The organism is Citrobacter sp. On2M (assembly GCF_018035235.1).
GTDB lineage: Bacteria > Pseudomonadota > Gammaproteobacteria > Enterobacterales > Enterobacteriaceae > Citrobacter > Citrobacter meridianamericanus.
In genome coordinates this window covers 142,508-162,155 of record NZ_WPCV01000005.1, presented here as the reverse complement: position 1 = coordinate 162,155, position 19,648 = coordinate 142,508, and the positions used below count along the sequence as shown (strand labels likewise).

The 19,648-nt window shown below is 52.0% G+C and carries 18 protein-coding genes; 4 read left to right on the top strand and 14 right to left on the bottom strand.

What is annotated here, in order from left to right:
* Nucleotides 1–59: 59 nt before the first annotated feature.
* The 3 genes from gshA (at nucleotide 60) to On2M_RS18715 (ending at nucleotide 3,995) form a co-directional block, all read left to right on the top strand.
* Nucleotides 60–1,616, top strand: coding sequence for a glutamate--cysteine ligase (gene gshA / locus On2M_RS18725; RefSeq protein WP_210905303.1), 1,557 nt, complete (start codon nucleotides 60–62; stop codon nucleotides 1,614–1,616).
* A 149-nt stretch (nucleotides 1,617–1,765) separates the two neighbouring features.
* Nucleotides 1,766–2,281, top strand: coding sequence for an S-ribosylhomocysteine lyase (gene luxS / locus On2M_RS18720; protein ID WP_151218182.1), 516 nt, complete (start codon nucleotides 1,766–1,768; stop codon nucleotides 2,279–2,281).
* Between the two features lie 346 nt (nucleotides 2,282–2,627).
* Complete coding sequence (locus On2M_RS18715; RefSeq protein WP_210905302.1) at nucleotides 2,628–3,995, top strand: carbohydrate porin; 1,368 nt, start codon at nucleotides 2,628–2,630, stop codon at nucleotides 3,993–3,995.
* 49 nt (nucleotides 3,996–4,044) lie between these two features.
* Here On2M_RS18715 and emrB read toward each other — a convergent pair whose 3' ends face one another.
* The 14 genes from emrB to On2M_RS18645 all read right to left on the bottom strand — a co-directional run bounded on the left by emrB (nucleotide 4,045) and on the right by On2M_RS18645 (nucleotide 18,216).
* Nucleotides 4,045–5,583 carry a multidrug efflux MFS transporter permease subunit EmrB gene (emrB, locus tag On2M_RS18710; RefSeq protein WP_151218180.1) on the bottom strand — a complete coding sequence of 513 codons (1,539 nt, stop codon included), beginning with the start codon at nucleotides 5,581–5,583 and terminating at the stop codon, nucleotides 4,045–4,047.
* A gap of 16 nt (nucleotides 5,584–5,599) precedes the next feature.
* The gene (gene emrA / locus On2M_RS18705) at nucleotides 5,600–6,772 is read right to left on the bottom strand and encodes a multidrug efflux MFS transporter periplasmic adaptor subunit EmrA (protein ID WP_151224236.1); all 1,173 of its coding nucleotides are present in this window, start codon (nucleotides 6,770–6,772) and stop codon (nucleotides 5,600–5,602) included.
* Between the two features lie 129 nt (nucleotides 6,773–6,901).
* A complete protein-coding gene (gene emrR / locus On2M_RS18700) occupies nucleotides 6,902–7,432 on the bottom strand; it encodes a multidrug efflux transporter EmrAB transcriptional repressor EmrR (RefSeq protein ID WP_003037300.1) in 531 nt (176 codons plus the stop codon).
* A gap of 90 nt (nucleotides 7,433–7,522) precedes the next feature.
* Nucleotides 7,523–7,858: an L-valine transporter subunit YgaH gene (gene ygaH, locus On2M_RS18695; RefSeq protein ID WP_151218178.1), complete on the bottom strand. Its 336-nt coding sequence runs from the start codon at nucleotides 7,856–7,858 to the stop codon at nucleotides 7,523–7,525.
* On the bottom strand, nucleotides 7,848–8,585 hold the full coding sequence (locus tag On2M_RS18690; RefSeq protein WP_151218177.1) for an AzlC family ABC transporter permease: 738 nt from the start codon (nucleotides 8,583–8,585) through the stop codon (nucleotides 7,848–7,850). Before On2M_RS18690 ends, ygaH begins: the two co-directional genes overlap by 11 nt.
* Nucleotides 8,586–8,707: 122 nt before the next feature.
* The gene (locus On2M_RS18685; protein WP_187253094.1) at nucleotides 8,708–9,892 is read right to left on the bottom strand and encodes an MFS transporter; all 1,185 of its coding nucleotides are present in this window, start codon (nucleotides 9,890–9,892) and stop codon (nucleotides 8,708–8,710) included.
* 149 nt (nucleotides 9,893–10,041) lie between these two features.
* Complete coding sequence (gene proX, locus On2M_RS18680) at nucleotides 10,042–11,037, bottom strand: glycine betaine/L-proline ABC transporter substrate-binding protein ProX (RefSeq protein WP_151218175.1); 996 nt, start codon at nucleotides 11,035–11,037, stop codon at nucleotides 10,042–10,044.
* A gap of 189 nt (nucleotides 11,038–11,226) precedes the next feature.
* Nucleotides 11,227–12,291, bottom strand: a complete 1,065-nt coding sequence (proW, locus tag On2M_RS18675) for a glycine betaine/L-proline ABC transporter permease ProW (protein WP_210905301.1) — start codon at nucleotides 12,289–12,291, stop codon at nucleotides 11,227–11,229.
* Nucleotides 12,284–13,486 (bottom strand): glycine betaine/L-proline ABC transporter ATP-binding protein ProV, encoded by a 1,203-nt coding sequence (proV, locus tag On2M_RS18670; RefSeq protein ID WP_151218173.1) that lies wholly within the window; start codon nucleotides 13,484–13,486, stop codon nucleotides 12,284–12,286. Before proV ends, proW begins: the two co-directional genes overlap by 8 nt.
* Before the next feature lie 354 nt (nucleotides 13,487–13,840).
* Nucleotides 13,841–14,800 carry a class 1b ribonucleoside-diphosphate reductase subunit beta gene (gene nrdF / locus On2M_RS18665; protein WP_151218172.1) on the bottom strand — a complete coding sequence of 320 codons (960 nt, stop codon included), beginning with the start codon at nucleotides 14,798–14,800 and terminating at the stop codon, nucleotides 13,841–13,843.
* Nucleotides 14,801–14,810: 10 nt separating this feature from the next.
* On the bottom strand, nucleotides 14,811–16,955 hold the full coding sequence (nrdE, locus tag On2M_RS18660) for a class 1b ribonucleoside-diphosphate reductase subunit alpha (protein WP_210905300.1): 2,145 nt from the start codon (nucleotides 16,953–16,955) through the stop codon (nucleotides 14,811–14,813).
* Nucleotides 16,928–17,338, bottom strand: coding sequence for a class Ib ribonucleoside-diphosphate reductase assembly flavoprotein NrdI (nrdI, locus tag On2M_RS18655; protein WP_210905299.1), 411 nt, complete (start codon nucleotides 17,336–17,338; stop codon nucleotides 16,928–16,930). The genes nrdE and nrdI overlap by 28 nt, the downstream gene beginning before the upstream one ends.
* A complete protein-coding gene (nrdH, locus tag On2M_RS18650) occupies nucleotides 17,335–17,580 on the bottom strand; it encodes a glutaredoxin-like protein NrdH (RefSeq protein ID WP_151218170.1) in 246 nt (81 codons plus the stop codon). Before nrdH ends, nrdI begins: the two co-directional genes overlap by 4 nt.
* Before the next feature lie 204 nt (nucleotides 17,581–17,784).
* Nucleotides 17,785–18,216 (bottom strand): carboxymuconolactone decarboxylase family protein, encoded by a 432-nt coding sequence (locus On2M_RS18645; protein ID WP_151218169.1) that lies wholly within the window; start codon nucleotides 18,214–18,216, stop codon nucleotides 17,785–17,787.
* 90 nt (nucleotides 18,217–18,306) lie between these two features.
* Between On2M_RS18645 and On2M_RS18640 the strand changes: the two genes are divergently transcribed.
* Nucleotides 18,307–19,641: a PLP-dependent aminotransferase family protein gene (locus On2M_RS18640; RefSeq protein ID WP_210905298.1), complete on the top strand. Its 1,335-nt coding sequence runs from the start codon at nucleotides 18,307–18,309 to the stop codon at nucleotides 19,639–19,641.
* Nucleotides 19,642–19,648 lie beyond the last annotated feature (7 nt).

Below are 19,648 nucleotides of genomic sequence, written 5' to 3'. Positions count from 1 at the left end.
TTCAGGGTAACCAATACCATTATGCTAATTAAAACGATTTTGACAGGCGGGAGGTCAATTTGATCCCGGACGTATCACAGGCGCTGGCCTGGCTGGAAAACCATCCTCAGGCGTTAAAGGGGATTCAACGTGGGCTGGAGCGCGAAACGCTGCGTGTTAATGCAGACGGGTCATTAGCAACAACAGGCCATCCTGAGGTGTTAGGCTCAGCGCTAACGCATAAATGGATAACGACTGACTTTGCCGAAGCGCTGCTGGAATTTATCACTCCGCCAGGCGATGACATTGAGAAAATGCTCACGTTCATGCGCGACCTGCATCGGTATACCGCCAGAAACCTGGGCGACGAGCGTATGTGGCCGTTGAGCATGCCTTGCTATATTGCCGAAGGCCAGGATATCGAACTGGCGCAGTACGGCACGTCTAATACTGGTCGTCTGAAGACGCTGTACCGTGAAGGCCTTAAAAACCGTTACGGCGCATTGATGCAGACTATCTCCGGCGTACACTACAATTTCTCCCTGCCAATGGCCTTCTGGCAGGCGAAGTGCGGCGTAACCGAAGGCGAAGATGCTAAAGAGAAGATCTCTGCGGGCTACTTCCGTCTGATTCGCAACTACTACCGTTTTGGTTGGGTGATCCCGTATCTGTTTGGCGCCTCTCCGGCCATTTGTTCCTCCTTCCTGCAAGGAAAACCGACAACCCTTCCGTTTGAAAAAACTGACTGCGGGATGTACTACCTGCCGTACGCAACATCGTTGCGTCTGAGTGATTTGGGCTATACCAATAAGTCGCAAAGCAATCTCGGAATTACGTTTAACGATTTGCATGAGTATGTGGCAGGATTAAAGCGCGCGATTAAAACGCCTTCCGAGGAGTATGCAGCGATCGGTCTGGAGAAGGAGGGTAAGCGCCTGCAAATCAACAGCAACGTTCTTCAGATTGAAAATGAGCTGTATGCGCCTATCCGCCCGAAACGTGTTACTCGTCGTGGTGAAACGCCATCTGATGCGCTTCTGCGTGGCGGTATTGAATACATCGAAGTACGCTCGCTGGATATTAATCCGTTCTCACCGATCGGCGTTGACGAGCAGCAGGTGCGCTTCCTCGATCTGTTTATGGTCTGGTGTGCTCTTGCTGATGCCCCGGAAATGAGCAGTGATGAATTGCTGTGTACGCGTAAAAACTGGAATCGTGTGATTCTCGAAGGTCGTAAGCCAGGGCTGACGTTAGGTATTGGCTGTGAAGCAGCCCAGTTCCCGCTGCCTAAAGTGGGTAAAGATCTGTTCCGTGATCTGAAACGTGTGGCACAAACGCTGGACAGCATCGATGGGGGAGAGGAGTATCAGAAGATCTGTGATCAACTGGTGGCCTGTTTTGACAATCCTGAACTGACTTTCTCTGCCCGGATCCTGCGGTCTATGATTGATGAAGGCATTGGCGGTACGGGCAAAGCGCTGGGTGAGGCTTACCGAAATCTGCTGCGTGAAGAGCCATTAGAAATATTGCAGGAAGTTGAATTTATTGCTGAAACCGAGGCTTCAAAGCGTCGTCAGCAGGAGATAGAAGCGGCTGATACTGAGCCGTTTAGCGTGTGGCTGGAAAAGCACGCTTGATACAAAAGAAAAAGGCCACTCGGGAGTGGCCAAAATTTCATCTCTGAAAACAGGGATGATGATAACAAATGCGCGTCTTTCATATACTCAGACTCGCCCCGGAACAAAGAGTTCAGATTATTTTAAAAAAATTTATCGGAGGTGGCTAAATGCCGTTGTTAGATAGTTTTACTGTCGATCACACCCGGATGGAAGCTCCCGCAGTCCGGGTTGCAAAAACGATGAATACCCCGCATGGCGACGCAATCACCGTGTTTGATCTACGTTTCTGCATTCCGAACAAAGAAGTGATGCCTGAGAAAGGTATCCATACGCTGGAGCACCTGTTTGCAGGTTTTATGCGTAACCACCTCAACGGTAACGGCGTTGAAATTATCGATATCTCTCCGATGGGATGCCGTACCGGCTTTTACATGAGCCTGATTGGTACGCCGGACGAGCAGCGTGTTGCCGATGCATGGAAAGCGGCGATGGCGGACGTGCTGAAAGTGCAGGATCAGAATCAGATCCCGGAACTGAACGTTTACCAGTGCGGTACGTATCAGATGCACTCTCTTAGCGAAGCACAGGATATCGCGCGTCATATTCTGGAGCATGGTGTGCGCGTGAACAGCAATGAAGAGCTGGCGTTGCCGAAAGAGAAACTGCAGGAATTGCATATTTAGTCTTATTAATTAGCTGTTCTTGTATTGAAATCAACCCCGGCTTATCACCGGGGTTTTTTATTTCGCTATATAATCCAGAGCTATTATATTTACGACGGGAATATAATCTCGTCCAATTAATTCATAACCTGCTAAATAATAAAATGTGATCTGGCAGGCAGAAAATAATGGATAATTAACGATGCCATCTCACACCGATCACATAAATAAAAAAACATAAATAATTAATAGAAAAACATAATGGAATACGCCAGGTATCCAGGTAATAAAAAGACTCTTTTCATTGCTGGTGGATGGGGTTTTTATCAAATCTTATCTGGTATACATTAAACTTTAGGGATAAAAAATGAAGGTGAAATATTTAGCGCTTGTGGTCGGCGCTTGCTTTTCGCATAACCTTTGGGCAGCAAATACCACTATTGAACAGCGTCTTGCCGAGCTGGAGCAGCGCGTGATTAACGCCGAACAGCGAGCCGCAGATGCTGAGTCGCAAATTCGCTCGCTGAAGCAGCAGCAAGTAGCCACAGCGCCGACGGTGCAAGTACAGTCTGCTGAACCCACCGCCTCTACGGAAAATCCACCCAAGTTAACGCTATCCGGTTTTAGCGATATTAAGTTCTATGGCGACGTTGAGTTTAACATGGATGCGGCAAGCCGCTCTGGTAGTCTGACATCAACCCGAACCTCGGCAAATAAAGATTGGGCACCTGGAACGAATGAACGTTGGGATATCAACGGGCGTCTGCTATTGGGGTTTGATGGCTACCAACGACTGAATAACGGTAATTTTGCCGGATTCTCGGTTCAACCTCTGGCAGACCTGACCGGAAAAATGAACCTCGATGATGCGGTGTTCTTTTTTGGTCAGGAAAAAGACTGGAAAATTAAGGTGGGACGTTTTGAAGCGTACGATATGTTCCCGCTGAATCAGGATACGTTTATTGAATATTCAGGTAATACGGCGAATGACCTTTACAGTGATGGCTATGGCTATATTTATATGATGAAAGAGGGGCGTGGACGTAGCGACAGCGGCGGTAATTTCCTGATCAGTAAAACCATCGATAACTGGTATTTTGAAGTGAATACATTGATGGAAAATGGCAGTACGCTCTATACCGAGAAGCAGTACCACGGAATGGACTTAACCAATGATAAAAACGTGGCTTACGTGCGCCCGGTGATCGCCTGGCAAAACGGGCGTTTCTCTACGGCGGTGGCGATGGAAAGTAACGTCGTCAATAATGCCTACGGCTATTATGAGAACGGGAAGTGGATCGATCAGTCCGATCGTACGGGGTATGGTTTTACCATGACCTGGGACGGACAAAAAACCGATCCGGAAGATGGCGCGGTGATTAACCTGAATACTGCTTATATGGACGCGACCGATGAGACCGATTTTACCGCTGGGGTGAACGCGTTGTGGCATCGATTCGAACTGGGCTATATCTATGCGCATAACAATATTGATGCTTTCAATGCCGCTAACCTGGGGGCCGTTTGCGAGGAAGACTGTTGGATCACCGATCCGGGCAGCTATGACATTCACACCATTCATGCCTCATACTTATTCCCTAACGTAATGAATATGAAAAACTTTAATATCTATCTCGGTGCTTATGCCTCATGGGTTGAGGCCGATCCGAACAGTGGCGACAATAGTGAAGATGCACGTTACGGCGGACGCCTGAGATTCAAATATTATTTCTGATGCTGGCCACAATAAAAAAGGGATCCGCAGATCCCTTTTTTTCAGATAGTTAGTGCGCGCCACCGCCGCCGCCTCCCGCGCCGAAGGGGGGTTTAGCGAACCACACCAGACCAAGCAGAACCAGGAAGATCCCCGCCGACATCCAGAAGATTTCGTTGGCTGAAATAATCAGACCCTGATTAGTGATTTGCTGGGCTATCCATCCTGACGCTTGCTGGTGCGTCATCCCTAAATCCTGCAGCTTGTCGTACATTGCCTGAGCATTTGGGTTGTAGGGATTAACGGATTCCGTTAGCTGCGCATGATGCAGCGACTCACGGTTAGTCCACATCGTTGTTGTAATCGATGTACCAATAGAGCCGGCCAGCGTTCGCGTAAAGTTAGACAAGCTCGATGCAGCCGCCAAACGCTCAGGTGGTAAGCCGGACAGCGTGATGGTCGTCAGTGGCATAAAGAAGCAGGCTACCGCGAAACCCTGAATAAACTGCGGCCAGGCCGATGCGCCAAAGTCCATACCCGGTTCGAACGTCCACGCGCGCCAGTAGAAACAGACGGCGTACATAATAAAACTGAATGTCACCAACCGACGCATATCCAGCTTGTGCGCAAAGCGGCCGATAATTGGCGACAGGATCACCGGAATGATCCCTACCGGCGCGGACGCCAGACCGGCCCAGGTTGCCGTATAGCCGTAAACCTCCTGCAATAGCTGCGGCAGCAGGACGATGGCGCCGAAGTAGAGCATATAGGCCAGGCTGATACACAGACAGCCGATGGTAAAGTTGCGCGACTTAAACAGCGAGAGATCGACAATGGGGTGCTCGTCGGTAAGCTCCCAGACGATCAGGAAGCTGATAGCCACCACGGCGACCACCGTCAGGAGAATAATCTCCTGAGAGGCAAACCAGTCCAGCTCTTTGCCACGGTCGAGCATAATCTGCAAACTACCGATACCAATGACCAGCAGTGCCAGACCAATGGCGTCGATGCGCCGCTGCTCGGTTTTTGTTTCCCGACCACGCAGTGTTTGCAGGGTCATCAACACCACTACAGCACCGATTGGCACGTTGATGAAAAATATCCAGCCCCAGTGATAGTTGTCGCTGATGTAACCCCCAAGAATAGGGCCACATATTGGGGCAACGATCACCGTCATCGACCACAGCGCCAGGGCGATGGAACGTTTGGCGGGAGGATAGTTATTCAGTAACAGGCTTTGTGACAGCGGAATCAATGGACCAGCGACAATCCCTTGGATCACGCGGAAGAAAATCAGCATGTTCAGGCTGGTGGACATCCCACATGCCCATGATGCAATGACGAAGGCAGTCGTTGACCATATGAATAGTCTTACTTCACCAAAGCGCTTTGCCAGCCAGCCGGTGATCGGAATTGAGATAGCGTTTGCCACCCCAAATGAGGTGATCACCCAGGTTCCCTGGCTCAGTGAAGAGCCGAGGTTCCCGGCGATAGTGGGGATCGCCACGTTAGCAATGGTGGAGTCCAGCACCTGCATGAATGTCGCCAGGGATAGCGCGATCGTCATAATGACGAGCTGCGCGCCTTCCAGCGGTTTTTGCTGTTGCATCACACGCACCTTTGAATTAGCCCGCGTTGGCCCGCACGATCTCTTCGATCATCTTATTGACCGGAGCAAGGTTGATTTCACGTGCATTACTTTCTGATACCGGCGTGGTGCGGACCTGGCTTGCCAGAATTTGTCCGTCACGATTGGAAGTATCCACCGTAACCAGCGTAGACAAACCGATCCGCAGTGGATGCTGTGCCAACTGCTGCTCATCCAGTTCGATACGTACCGGCAGACGCTGGACGACTTTGATCCAGTTACCGGTCGCGTTTTGGGCCGGCAGCAGTGAAAAGGCGCTCCCCGTCCCCATATCGAGGCCGACAACTTTACCGGTATATTTCACGTCATCGCCATAAATATCGGTGACAACCGTCGCGGGTTGACCAATACGAATATGGGCGAGCTGTGTTTCTTTAAAGTTGGCATCCACCCACAGGTTAGTGGCCGGGACAACCGCCATCAATGGCGTTGTTGGGCTAATCTGTGCCCCTGGCTGTACGGCACGGCGGGATACATAGCCGGTCATAGGGCTGACGATTCTGGTACGTTCCAGCGCCAGCCAGGCATCGCGCACTTCGGTGGCGGCCTGTTGTACGGCGGGTTGATCTTCCAGCTTGCTACCGAGAATCATTGCCTGGTTAGCATTATACTGCTGGATAGCGACATCAAGCTGAGCCTGAGCGCTGGCAACGGCATCACGCGCATGTTGCAGCTCTTCGCGGCCAATCAGGTTGGCGTTGCCCAGCGGGACACGACGATTAAAGTCGCTTTGTGCCTGCGCCAGCGCGGTTCTCTGCACCTCAATGCTGGCCTGTAACTGCTTGCTGTTGATCATCAACTGGTGCGTCTGACGCACGCTGGAAGCCAGCGCAGTTTTGGCTTTTTCAAATGCCTGTTTGGCATCAGTCTGGTCGAGGGTGACCAGCACATCGCCTTCTTTAACAAAATCAGTGTTATCAGCCCAGACTTTTGTCACGCTGCCTGATACCTGCGCCATGATTTGAACCTGATTCCCTGCCACGTACGCATCGTCTGTATCTTCGTAATGACGCAGTACTAAAAACCAATAAATCCCATATGCCACGGCAATGATAATAAAGAGCAAGGTCAAAAGGAGAAGCATACTTTTACGTTTGCCATTCTTCTTGACCGGTTGCTGCGGGGTTTGAGTCTCCGCATTTGCGCTCATGTTGTTCTCCACGATCTTCTTTTTATCACATCGGCTGAGCCGACCTGTTTATCAGACAGGCCAGCAGTATGCGTGCTGGCCTGTCGGTTTTTTCATTTATAAATCTGGATTTCTGAGCGAGTCGACGCCTTAGCGCAGCGCTTCTAACACCGCGCCATCCTGCTCCATCTGATCAAGACGGGTCAGAAGTTTACGGGTAATTTGCTCAAGCTGATCTTTTTCGGTGGTGCTAAGAGATGACCAGAGCTGGTGCAGGCAGTTATGCTGAGGCGGTAACACCTCCTGCAAAAATGCATGGCCTTTCTCGGTCAATTGCAGATGCAGACAGCGGCGATCGTTATCGCTTTCACGACGTTCGATCCAGCCACGTTTTTCTAACTCATCCGCGATGCGGGTAGCGTTAGTACGTGACGATCCAAGCGCGCAACTCAGTTCAGAAGGCTGAATACTGTGGTTTTCCTGAGACTCCAGCGTAATTAACGCCATAAACAATGTCTCGTTAATCCCTTGAGCTTTCAGCATCTTATTGCGGTTTTCCAGCAGCTTGCCTTGCATGTGCATGCAGAGACGGGTCAGAAGCACTTCCTGATAAGGGAACTCTTCGTAGCGGCTGGCGCGAAATTTTAGCATTTGTTCAATGGGCGTAAACGAACTATCCATTTGGGTATAACCTCATTAATTTCAGCTGATATAGTAACGACAGTGACAAATAAAGTAAATGTATTATTTATTTAAAATGATTTTTTTTATCTATAATCCAACCAGCATTTTCCAGGCTAATCCATAGCCCAGAGCACTCAGTAACGTTGGAATGATGATGCTGCGGGTCTTATAGAAGCTTGCGCCCAGTATGACAAACCCCACCAGTGTAGGCACAAACCGACGAGTGTCGTGCATCACTTCCGGTGCGGTAGACACCACCAGCAGGGCGCAAATTGATGCAATGCCAATGGTGTCGAGTAATATCCCCATCGCGCCACGCTTCGCCGGGCGAACATTCCCCACGCCAAGACGAAGCGGCAAATAGCGGAAACAGTAGTTAACACAGCCGACCAGCAGGCCAAGCAGCAGAACCTCATAGCTCATCAGGACCTCCTTGCCAAAATGACTGGATGAGTGCGGTCAGACATCCGCAGACAATGCCTGAAAGGATAGCTGCTGGAATGGAAAACAGCGTAACGCCAGCTAACGCCCCGGCCAGTGCAGCAGTTACGCAGAGCGCCTGTTGACGCTGGAAAGAGGCGAGCAGGAAGCTCATGAACAGTGCCGGGAGCATGAAGCCTAACGCCGCCTCAACCGCCGGGTAATCCTTGAGTAAACCGCTGCCGGAAAACGCGCCGATCACCGTACCAAACACCCAGGAGGCCCAGGAGCATAGCGCAATACCGATCATCCAGTTTTCACTCCAGCGCCGGTTATCCCGTACCAGCTTCGCCGTTGCGGCAGCAAAGACTTCATCGGTGAGGCCAAAAGCCCATAGTGCGCTTTTGGGCTTGCTCAGTCGCTGGGCGATGCGGCTGCGCAGGGAAGGGCCATACAAAATATGACGGACGTCCATCGCCATAACAGTAAGGGCCGCGACCCACAGTGAACTGCCAGCGGCGAGCATCGTGGTGATGACAAACTGGCTGGCTCCAGCATAGATAATGCAGGAGAAAAAGACGCTTTCAACGGGACTAAAGCCAAGACGAGTGGCACTAAGACCAAAAGCAAAAGCGACTGGAATATAGCTGATGACTATCGGCAGGCTATCTTTGAAACCTTCAGTTAGCGTTGCAGAACTGGGTTCAGGTTGGGGAACAGGGCTTTCCATAGGGCTATAGGCTTCATTACCGAAATTAATATAACTTGGTTCAATGAGTTATAACCTTAGCAGACTGATGGGCTCCTTAACACCCTGCGGAGCCCAATCAACGGTAAACATGCGCTATACGCTTAATTTACGGCTTCCTGGCGGTGAAAACCTCGCCACCAGACTAACAGGTTGAGTATGGCAACGGTCATACCTGCCAGACAAACGCCAGCCCACCCGGCGTGCTGCCAGGCAGAAGCTGAAATCAGCGAACCGGCCGCCCCGCCGATAAAATAGCTGGTCATGTATCCGGCGGTCAGGCGATTACGTGCGTCTGGGTGAATGCGATAGATAACCGTCTGGTTGGTGATATGTACACCCTGAACGGTGAGATCCAGTACCAGGATGCCGATAATCAGCATGGGTACGGAACTATGCCCCAACCAGATGGCCCACCAGGAGAGCAGCAGTAATAACAAACCTGCAGTGGTGGTGAGATGCGATTTTCCCTTATCGGCAAAACCACCCGCCGGACGCGCACCTAACGCTCCGGCAGCGCCAGCCAGGCCAAACAGTCCGATGGTGCCTTCGGAATAGTTAAACGGCGGTGCAGCGAGCAAAAACGCCATTGAGGTCCAGAGAATACTGAAATTAGCAAAGGTCAGGCAGCCCAGCATCGCGCGGGTACGCAGCAATTTATCATGGGTAAACAGACTGAATACGGAGCCTAACAGCTGTGGATAGTTAAGATGAGTCTCTGATTTCATCTTCGGCAGGCCGCGCCACAGCGCAATCGCCATCAGCGCCATTAATACCGATGCGACCCAAAATACGGTACGCCAGCCGCCAAGATTAGCCAGTAATCCCGCTACGGTGCGCGCCAGCAGAATGCCCAACAGCAGACCGCTCATAATTGTGCCGACAACCTTACCGCGCTTGTCCGGCGTCGCAAGCGTTGCCGCCAGCGGAACCAAAATTTGTGCCACGACGGAGAACAACCCGGTCAGAGCGGTGCCGAGGATCAGCATGGCCAACGACTGGCTGCTGGCGGTAATCAGCATGCCGCCTGCCGCTAACAGTGTCATAGAAACGATCAGCATTCGACGCTCAAACATATCGCCAAGCGGGACTAAAAACAGCAGGCCGGCGGCATAGCCAAGTTGGGCAGCGGTGACGATAAACCCTGCAGTACTGGCAGATAGCGAAAAGTTACGCGCAATGGTGTCGAGCAGCGGCTGTGCATAATAGTTACTGGCGACGGCAAGGCCGGTGGCGATAGACATTAACAGGATTAGCGAAGGGCTAAGTCCCTGAGTGGTTTTCGTCATGGTTTTCAACTGAATAATGGATTGCAGAAAACAATCATAACGGAAGTGATTAAATGTTGCTGATTTGTTGGGTGATGGATTGTGCGGTTTAGAGGAGATAGAGGGAAGCAGGCCGGATATGCCTTAGCGTATCCGGCACTCAGGCGATGTTATTTCTGCGCAGCCAGCGCTTCATTCACCCAGCCGTCGAACTGTTGCTGGTGGGCTTTGATCCAGCCGTCAACGTGACCCTGTACGTCAGCTTCCGAGGCTTTCCCATCATGCATCATCGCGTTCTGCGCGTTAATATCTGCCAGCGGCAGCTTCATGATAGCGAACAGTTTCGCGGCGGCCGGGTTTTTCTCCGCCCAGGCTTTATTGGCGACGATATGCATCGTGTTCACCGGGAAGCCGTAGTTGGCACCGTTTGGCAGTTTGGTATCAATGCCTTTCTGTTCGCCTGGCAGGGAAGAGAACGGCACCTGCAGCCAGACCACATCTTTACCCGGTTTCATCACGTCGCTTACCCAGTACGGTGTCCAGGTGTAGTAAAGAATGGGTTTGCCTTCTTTAAAACGCGTAATGGTGTCGGCCATCATCGCCGCATAGTTCCCGTGGCTGACCTCGACGGTTTTTTCCAGATCGAAGGCTTTGTTCTGGTGGTTAATAACCGCTTCACAGCCCCAGCCCGGTGAGCAGCCCATCATGTCTGCTTTTCCATCGCCGTTGGTGTCAAAGATTTTGGCGATCTTCGGATCTTTTAACTGGGCGATGTTGGTGATTTTGTACTGCTCAGCGGTTTTTTTATCGATCAGGTAACCCTGTGCTGCCCCCGTAACGAATACCCCCTCGCGATAAAACTTTTTATCTCCGCCCGCCGCGGCGTACATATCATCATGCAGCGGCTGCCAGTTCACAGCGGTAAACGTTGCATCGCCAGAGGCAATGGAGGTATAGCCGACGTTGTAGTCAACTTCGCTGGTTTTGTTAACGGTATAACCCAGCTTCTCCAGCGCGCGGGCGACCAGCTGCGTCTGGAAAGATTCTTCAGAGATAGTGCTCTGGATTGGCTGTACGGTGATGCCTTTGCCCGGCAGGTCAGAAGCGAAAGCGCTGGTGGAGACAAGGGTGGCAAACGCTGTGGCAATAATGATTTTCTGTCGCATCGTTGTTCCTTATTGCACTTCATCCTTCAAGCCGCCTCTTTGTTGGCTGCACTCATGCACCCCAGTCATGTACTAGTTGTACGCTCCCGGGGATACATTCGTTTGCCGCCGCGATGCAACTTGAACGATTTTGCGCAAGTTAATGAATTGTAGGCCCGGTAAGCCATGCGCTACCGGGCAACGGGTGAATTACTTCGTGAAAGGGCGAGTGATAAGCCCAACGGGACCTGTGGTGTACCAGCGGCGGTTGCCACGGCTACGCGAGTCGCGACCGACGGCCTGCGTCAGGCGGTCGAGAATGATGGCGAGGATCACAATCCCAACTCCGCCAACGGTGGCAAGCCCCATATCCAGACGACCGATGCCGCGCAGAACCATCTGACCCAGTCCGCCGACGGCAATCATCGAGGCGATGACGACCATTGAGAGCGCCAGCATCAGCGTCTGGTTAACCCCGGCCATAATGGTGGGCATTGCCAGCGGGAGCTGCACTTTAAACAGCATCTGGCGCGGGCTGGCACCAAACGAGCGTGAGGCTTCAATCAGATCGGCTGGCACCTGGTTAATCCCCAGAATGGTCAGACGCACAATTGGCGGCAGGGCGAAGATAATCGTCACCACCACGCCCGGGACGTTACCAATACCGAACAGCATGACAATCGGCACCAGATAGACGAACGCAGGTGTGGTTTGCATCGCATCCAGCAGCGGGCGAACAATTTTTGCCGCCCGAGGGCTACGTGCTAACCAGATCCCCATCGGCAGACCGATCACCACGCAGAACAGCAGCGCAGTCAGCACCAGTGCCAGGGTTATCATGGCCTGCGACCACGCGCCGATGGCACCGATTGCAATCAATGAAATCAGCGTAGCAACGCCCATTCCAACGCCGGAAATCTGCCAGGCAATCAAGGCGAACAGGATAATCGCCGCCGGGGCTGGCATACCTAACAGCAGCTGTTGAAAGCCGTTGAGAATGTAATCCACCGGGACACGAATGCCCTGGAAGACCGGACGGAAATGAGTAACAACCCAGTCGATCCCCTCAGTGACCCAGCTATCGAGCGGGATCAGCGTTTTATGGAACGGATCCATAATATTGAAATGCTCTGGCGCCGGCGCGGGGGCGCTGGTCAGCCAGTCCGCGCCACCGCCGTCAGCGGGCGCACCGGATGGCGTACTCCAGGCATCGGCAGTTTGTGCGGCGCTGTCAGTCGCTGGTGTGGTATCCCACGGATTAGTTTGATCAGCCATTGTTTACCCCCTCACGATCTAAAGCCTGTAACAGCATGCGTTTTGAAATGACGCCCACATACTGCTGTTCCTCATCAACAACCGGCACCGCGCACGGGGCCTGGCCGACATGAGAAAGCAACTCGCTGAGAGGAGTTTGTGCATCGACGGCTAGCGGTTCATCGATCAATGCCGCTTCAATACCTTGCGCCTGACTTAACGCTGTTTTTAATGAGTCGATAGAGACAACACCGACGAATTTGTTGCCTCGCTCGATCACATAACCATATTCGCGATCTTTGTCCTGCAATAATTGCAGCGCAGAACGTGGGCCCACCCCGGGCGTTTTTCGAATTAAACCCTCGGGGCTACGGCGCGATATATCTTTCGCACTGAAGACCTGGCTAATATCAACGCCACGGAAGAAGGTGCGGACATAATCATTGGCCGGATTATTCAGAATTTCATCTGGCGTACCGACCTGCACCACTTCACCGTTTTGCATAATGGCAATTCTGTCGCCAATACGCATGGCTTCGTCGAGGTCGTGCGAAATAAAGACCACGGTACGTTGATGCTTCGACTGCAGTTTTACTAGTTCATCCTGCATCTCTGTACGAATTAAAGGATCGAGTGCTGAGAAAGCCTCATCCATTAATAAGATGTCAGGATTAATGGCTAACGCACGGGCAAGTCCCACACGCTGGCGCATCCCTCCGGAGAGTTCATCCGGGTATCCGTGAGCGTAATTCTCCAGACCAACCTGACGTAGCGCATCTAAGGCTTTTTCACGACGTTCATCGGCGCCAACACCGGCTAATTCCATACCGAATGCCGTATTGTCCAGAACCGTCATGTGCGGCATCAGGGCAAAGGACTGGAAGACCATCGCAATCTTTTTTCTGCGCACCTCGCGAAGCTCGGCATCGGATATCCGGGCGATGTCTACACCGTCAATCAATACCTGTCCGCGGGTGGGTTCAATCAGGCGATTGAGAAGGCGTACCATTGTGGATTTACCCGAACCAGATAATCCCATGATGACAAATATCTCGCCTTCTTCAATGGCCAGACTGGCGTTCTTAACGCCAAGCGATAGCCCTGTTTTATCCAGAATCTGCTCTTTTGAAAGTCCTTTTTCAATATATTTGAAGGCTCTCTGCGGATGCTCTCCAAATATCTTATAGAGATTTTTAACTTCTAATTTAATTGCCATGCAATAGAATGATTCCTGTTATTTGTTTATATCGATATATTACCTGATGGAAATAGTGACCTTTTTCTACCCTAACATACTGAGAATCTGAGACAACCCTGAATTTGGCTGTGGCACGAATATTGCCGAAGGCCAGGTGGCGGGATTTCCCATGATATAAGGGCTGAACGCGAATGTGAGTTGCTTGATATTTTTTGTAAATGGCAAGGGAAAAACGCCTGAATTGATGAAATGCAGGCGAATAATGCGGCTGGTATTGAGTGTAGATCACACAATTATATTTGCGCGATAAAAGTGTGATCCTGTTAAAATATTTCCGCGAAAATTGTAAGGAATTTCCCGCGAAAATGAGTGCTAGAAATTCCAGTCGTCGTCTTCAGTTTCGACCGCTTTTCCCATCACGTAAGATGAGCCAGAACCCGAGAAGAAATCGTGGTTTTCGTCAGCGTTAGGCGATAGTGCGGCAAGGATTGCCGGATTGACCTCCGCCATTTCTGGCGGGAATAATGCCTCATATCCCAAATTCATTAATGCCTTATTGGCGTTGTAACAAAGGAAGGCTTTGACGTCATCTACCCAACCGGTCTTTGCATACAATTCTTCCGTATAGCGCGCTTCGTTATCATACAATTCCATCAACAGGTCGAAGGCAAAATTCTTTAACTCCTCACGTGCGGATTCGGAAATATGTTCCAGACCTTTTTGAAATTTATAACCAATGTAATACCCATGAACGGCTTCATCACGAATGATCAGACGAATAAGATCGGCAGTATTGGTCAATTTGCCGCGGCTGGAAAAATACATCGGCAACCAGAAACCGGAATAGAACAGGAAAGATTCCAGAAACACGCTGGCAATTTTCTTCTTCAGCGGTTCGTCGCTGGCGTAATGTGCCAAAACGATCTGTGCTTTGCGCTGGAGTGGGGGACTTTCTTCACTCCAGGCGTAAGCCGCATCCACATCTTTGGTCTGGCACAGGGTGGAAAAAATAGAGCTGTAGGAACGGGCGTGCACCGCTTCCATAAAACTGATATTCGACAGCACCGCCTCTTCATGCGGTGTTAATGAATCTGCCATTAATGCTGGCGCGCCGGCAATATTCTGAATGGTGTCGAGCAGCGTCAGCCCGGTAAAAACGCGGATCGTCAGTTGCTGTTCAGCAGCGTTCAACGTTTGCCAGGCCGGGATATCATTGGAAAGCGGAACTTTTTCCGGTAGCCAGAAGTTACTGGTCAGGCGATTCCAGACTTCGAGATCTTTATTATCCTCAATCTTGTTCCAGTTGATGGCGCTAACGCGGGATAATGTCATTTTGTTCTCCTTACAGCGCGCATGACACGCAGCCTTCTATTTCGGTCCCTTCCAGCGCCAACTGACGTAGTCGGATGTAGTACAGCGATTTGATGCCCTTACGCCAGGCGTAAATCTGCGCTTTGTTGATATCGCGCGTAGTGGCGGTATCGGGGAAAAAGAGCGTCAGTGAAAGCCCCTGATCGACATGGCGCGTTGCCTCAGCGTAGGTATCGATGATTTTTTGCGGACCAATCTCCCAGGCATCCTGATACAAGGCCAGATTTTCATTGGTCATGAACGGGGCAGGGTAGTAAACGCGCCCGGTTTTGCCCTCTTTACGAATCTCCACTTTCGACACAATCGGATGAATGCTTGACGTGGCATGGTTGATGTAGGAGATAGAACCAGTGGGCGGAACCGCCTGTAAATTCTGGTTATAAATACCGTAGCGCATCACATCTTCACGCAGTTGCGCCCACATCGCGCGCGTCGGTAGCGTAATGCCGCTGGCGGCAAACAGTGTGCGGACCTTGTCGGTTTTTGGCTGCCAGTCGCCCTGCAGATACTGGCTAAAATACTCGCCGCTGGCGTAGCGGGACTGCTGGAATCCGGCAAAGGTTTTACCGCGCTCGCGGGCGAGCTTCATCGATGTATTCAATGCATGCCAGGTGATGGTGTAGAAATAGAGATTGGTGAAATCCAGTCCTTCCGGCGAACCATAGGCAATCCCTTCCCGCGCCAGATACCCGTGCAGGTTCATCTGCCCAAGGCCAATCGCGTGCGACGCGCTGTTTCCTGCTTCAATCGAGGGTACGCTGCGAATATGGCTCATGTCCGAAACGGCGGTTAAGCCGCGAACAGCTGTCTCCACGGTGCGGCCAAAGTCGGGTGAATCCATGGTATGGGTAATGTTCAACGAGCCGAGATTGCAGGAGATATCATGCCCTGTATGCGCGTAATTGAGGTTTTCATCGTAGGTGGAGGCGCTGTTAACCTGCAAAATCTCTGAGCACAGATTGCTCATATTGATCCGACCGGCAATTGGATTGGCACGATTCACCGTGTCTTCAAACATGATGTATGGGTAGCCTGACTCGAACTGGATCTCTGCCAGCCGCTGGAAGAAATCGCGGGCGTTAATGTATTTTTTGCGTACGCGTTCGTCGGCGACCAGTTCGTCATACCGTTCACTCACGGCGATATCACCGAACGGTTTGCCGTAAATGCGTTCCACGTCATACGGTGAAAACAGCGCCATCCGGGCATTTTCTTTCGCCAACCGGAAGGTGATGTCGGGGATTACCACGCCAAGCGAGAGCGTTTTGATACGGATTTTTTCGTCGGCGTTTTCACGTTTAGTATCTAGAAAACGCAAAATATCCGGATGGTGCGCGTGCAGGTACACCGCGCCCGCGCCCTGACGCGCACCGAGCTGATTTGCATAAGAAAACGCATCTTCCAGCATTTTCATGACCGGGATCACCCCGGAGGACTGGTTCTCAATGCGTTTAATGGGCGCACCCGCCTCGCGCAGGTTAGAGAGCAAAAAAGCCACGCCGCCGCCGCGTTTGGAGAGCTGCAGCGCCGAGTTGACCGCGCGTCCGATTGACTCCATGTTGTCTTCAATACGTAACAGGAAACAGGAGACCAGCTCGCCGCGTTGCTGTTTACCGCAGTTTAAAAAGGTTGGCGTGGCGGGCTGAAAGCGCCCGGAGAGCATTTCATCGGTCAGTTGCGTCGCAAGCGCTTCATCGCCCTGCGCCAGAGTGAGCGCCACCATCGTCACCCGATCCTCAAAGTCTTCCAGATAGCGCTTACCGTCGAACGTTTTCAGCGTATAGCTGGTGTAGAACTTCCATGCGCCGAGGAATGTCTGAAAACGGAATCCACTGGCGTGGGCGTGGTCAAATAGCTTCAGCACAAACGCGCGATTGTAGCGGCTTAACACGCTGGCATCGTAGTAGCCTTCATCCACCAACGTTTCGAGACGCGCCTGCTGGCTGGCAAACGCCACCGAATTGGGGCGGACGTGGGCGGCAAAGAAAGCCTCCACCGCCTGATGGTCTTTGTCGAACTGAATGCGCCCGGCTTTATCGTACAGATTCAGCATGGCGTTCAGGGCGTGATAATCCAGCGTCTGCTGCATTACACGTTCTGCGGTTGTCGTTGCCAAAATTCGCTCACTCCTTTTCGAACGTTGTTGATATCGCTTTGGGTGCCCATTAGCTCAAAACGATAAAGCCACGGCACGCCGCATTTTTGTGAAATGACATCACCCGCGCGACCGTAGGCATCACCGAAATTGCGGTTGCCGGAGGCGATCACGCCACGGATTAACGCCCGGTTGTGCGTATCGTTTAAAAAGCGGATCACCTGTCTCGGAACAGCGCCAGCCGTGCCGCCACCACCATAGGACGGCACGATTAAAATGTAAGGTTCGTCTACCCGGATCCGCTCGCGTTCATTAAGCGGGATGCGAATGGCAGGCATCCCCAGACGCTGCATAAAGCGGTGCGTATTTTCGGAGCTGCTGGAAAAGTAGACGAGTTGACTCATGCGCTGACCACTTGAGGTTCAGGACGCAGACGGTTGATCATATCCGGGCGAAATCCTGACCAACTGGTTTCCCCTGCGACCACGACCGGTAGCTGGCGAAAGCCTTGAGCGCGCAAGCTATCAGCCTGGTCGGGCTGTAAATCGACGTTCACCATCTCAAAGTCGAGGCCACGGCTTTCCATCGCTTTCTTGGTGGCGTGGCACTGAACACAGTTATTTCGAGTGTAAATAACAATGAGCATGATTCGTATTTCCATTGAAGGGTGAAAGAATGACGCGACAGACAGCGTCAGGTTGTGTGCATCTTGATACAGATGATACTAGATGTAGTTTTAAAAATATTCAACCATACAAGATATGGGAATTTTAGGTTGATTAGGGCATGAGTGAGGAGTGTGGCGGGGAAGAAGATTGTTGCCGGACAGAGCTATCCGGCAACCGATAAATCACATGCGCATTCCCACAGCCAGGCGGTTAAAGCAGTTCATCAGGCTAATGGCAAACGTCAGGTCGCTAATTTCTTTCGCGCTAAAATGGTCGAGCAGCGGCAGATAAACATCGTCTCCGGCATGGGTGCTGGCGATATCGGTGACGGACTCGGCCCACGCCAGCGCCGCACGTTCCTGCTCGCTGAAGTGGTGACTCACCCGCCAGCCTGCCAGCGCGTCCAGTTTAGCCTGCGCAACGCCTGCTTTGCGCAGCGCTTTACTGTGCATTTCCAGACAAAAGGCGCAGCCGTTGATTTGCGAGACCCGCAGGTAAATCAGTTCCGTCAGCGTAGGTTCCAGCGCGCAGTTCTCCAGCGCTTTGCTTGCCTGAACCAGAGCGTTATAGATTTCAGGACTGAGTTCATAATAGGGCTGGCGTAACATGGTCATGGTATTTCTCCTCGTTTGGATAACCCGCAATGTAGCACTATAATGGACTGCTACAGAGAGCCATATTGTTGCAAAAAAAGCAGACCATAAATGCCGCGCTATCAACAAATCGCCCGCCAGTTAAAAAATGCCATTGAGACAGGTGAACTCAAACCAGGCACAAGATTGCCCTCCAGCCGGACGTGGTCCCAGGAACTGGGGGTTTCGCGTTCGACGGTGGAACATGCCTATGCCGAGCTGGTGGCTCAGGGCTGGCTCGCGCGGCGAGGACAGGCAGGAACATTTGTCAGTGAGCAATTGCGCCTGGAAAAGGCACCTGCGTCTCCCACGATCTTCGCCGGAGAAAACCCCAGACCGCAAGCTTTTCAGATGGGATTACCCGCACTCGATCTCTTCCCACGTGACGTCTGGGCGCGAGTGATGGGTCGGCGTTTACGCACCCAAACGCGTTTTGATCTCGCGGTGGGCGATGTTTGCGGCGAACGCGCGTTACGTCAGGCGATTGTGGATTACCTGCGCGTTTCACGCAGCATTGAGTGCCAGCCGGAGCAGATTTTTATTACGTCAGGCTATGCGGCATCAGTAACGTTAATTCTGCGCGCTCTGTCTCAACCTGGTGAGGGAATGTGGGTCGAAGATCCCGGCTTTCCGCTGATTCGGCCCGTGGTGGCTCAGGAACAGATTGAGCTGATGCCGGTGGCGGTGGATAGCGATGGTCTGGATGTCTGCGCTGGGATCCGCGACTTTCCACAGGCGCGTTTTGTCATGCTCACACCCGCACACCAAAGCCCGCTGGGTGTGGCCCTGTCATTAGACCGTCGCCATCGGTTGCTGGAGTGGGCGGCTCGCGAACAGGCGTGGATTATTGAAGATGATTACGACAGTGAATTTCGCTACCACGGTAAGCCGTTACCGCCACTTAAAAGCCTGGATGCGCCCCAGCGAGTGATTTATGCCGGCACGTTCAGTAAATCGATGTTTCCGGCGTTGCGCACGGCATGGTTGGTGGTCCCTCTGACTCAGGTCGAACGTTTTCGTCAGCAGGCGGCGCTAACGGCCTGTAGCGTTCCGGTTTTATGGCAGCAAACGCTGGCGGATTTTATGCAAGATGGTCATTTCTGGCGGCACTTAAAACGCATGCGCCAGCATTATGCCGAGCGGCGTCAGTGGATGGAGAACGCCCTGACTGAACAAGGATTCAGCGTCATTCCTCAGGAAGGGGGGATCCAACTGGTGATGACCGTAGAGGGAGATGATGTTGCGTTAGTGCGCAAAGCGAATCAGGCCGGGCTTGCGGTTCAGGCGTTGAGCCGTTGGCGAATAACTTCGGCTGGAAAGGGGGGGATCTTGCTGTCGTTTACCAACATCAGCTCGGTTGTAATGGCGCAACAGGCGGCAAATCAACTGCGGCTGGCACTGACATAATCTGTAT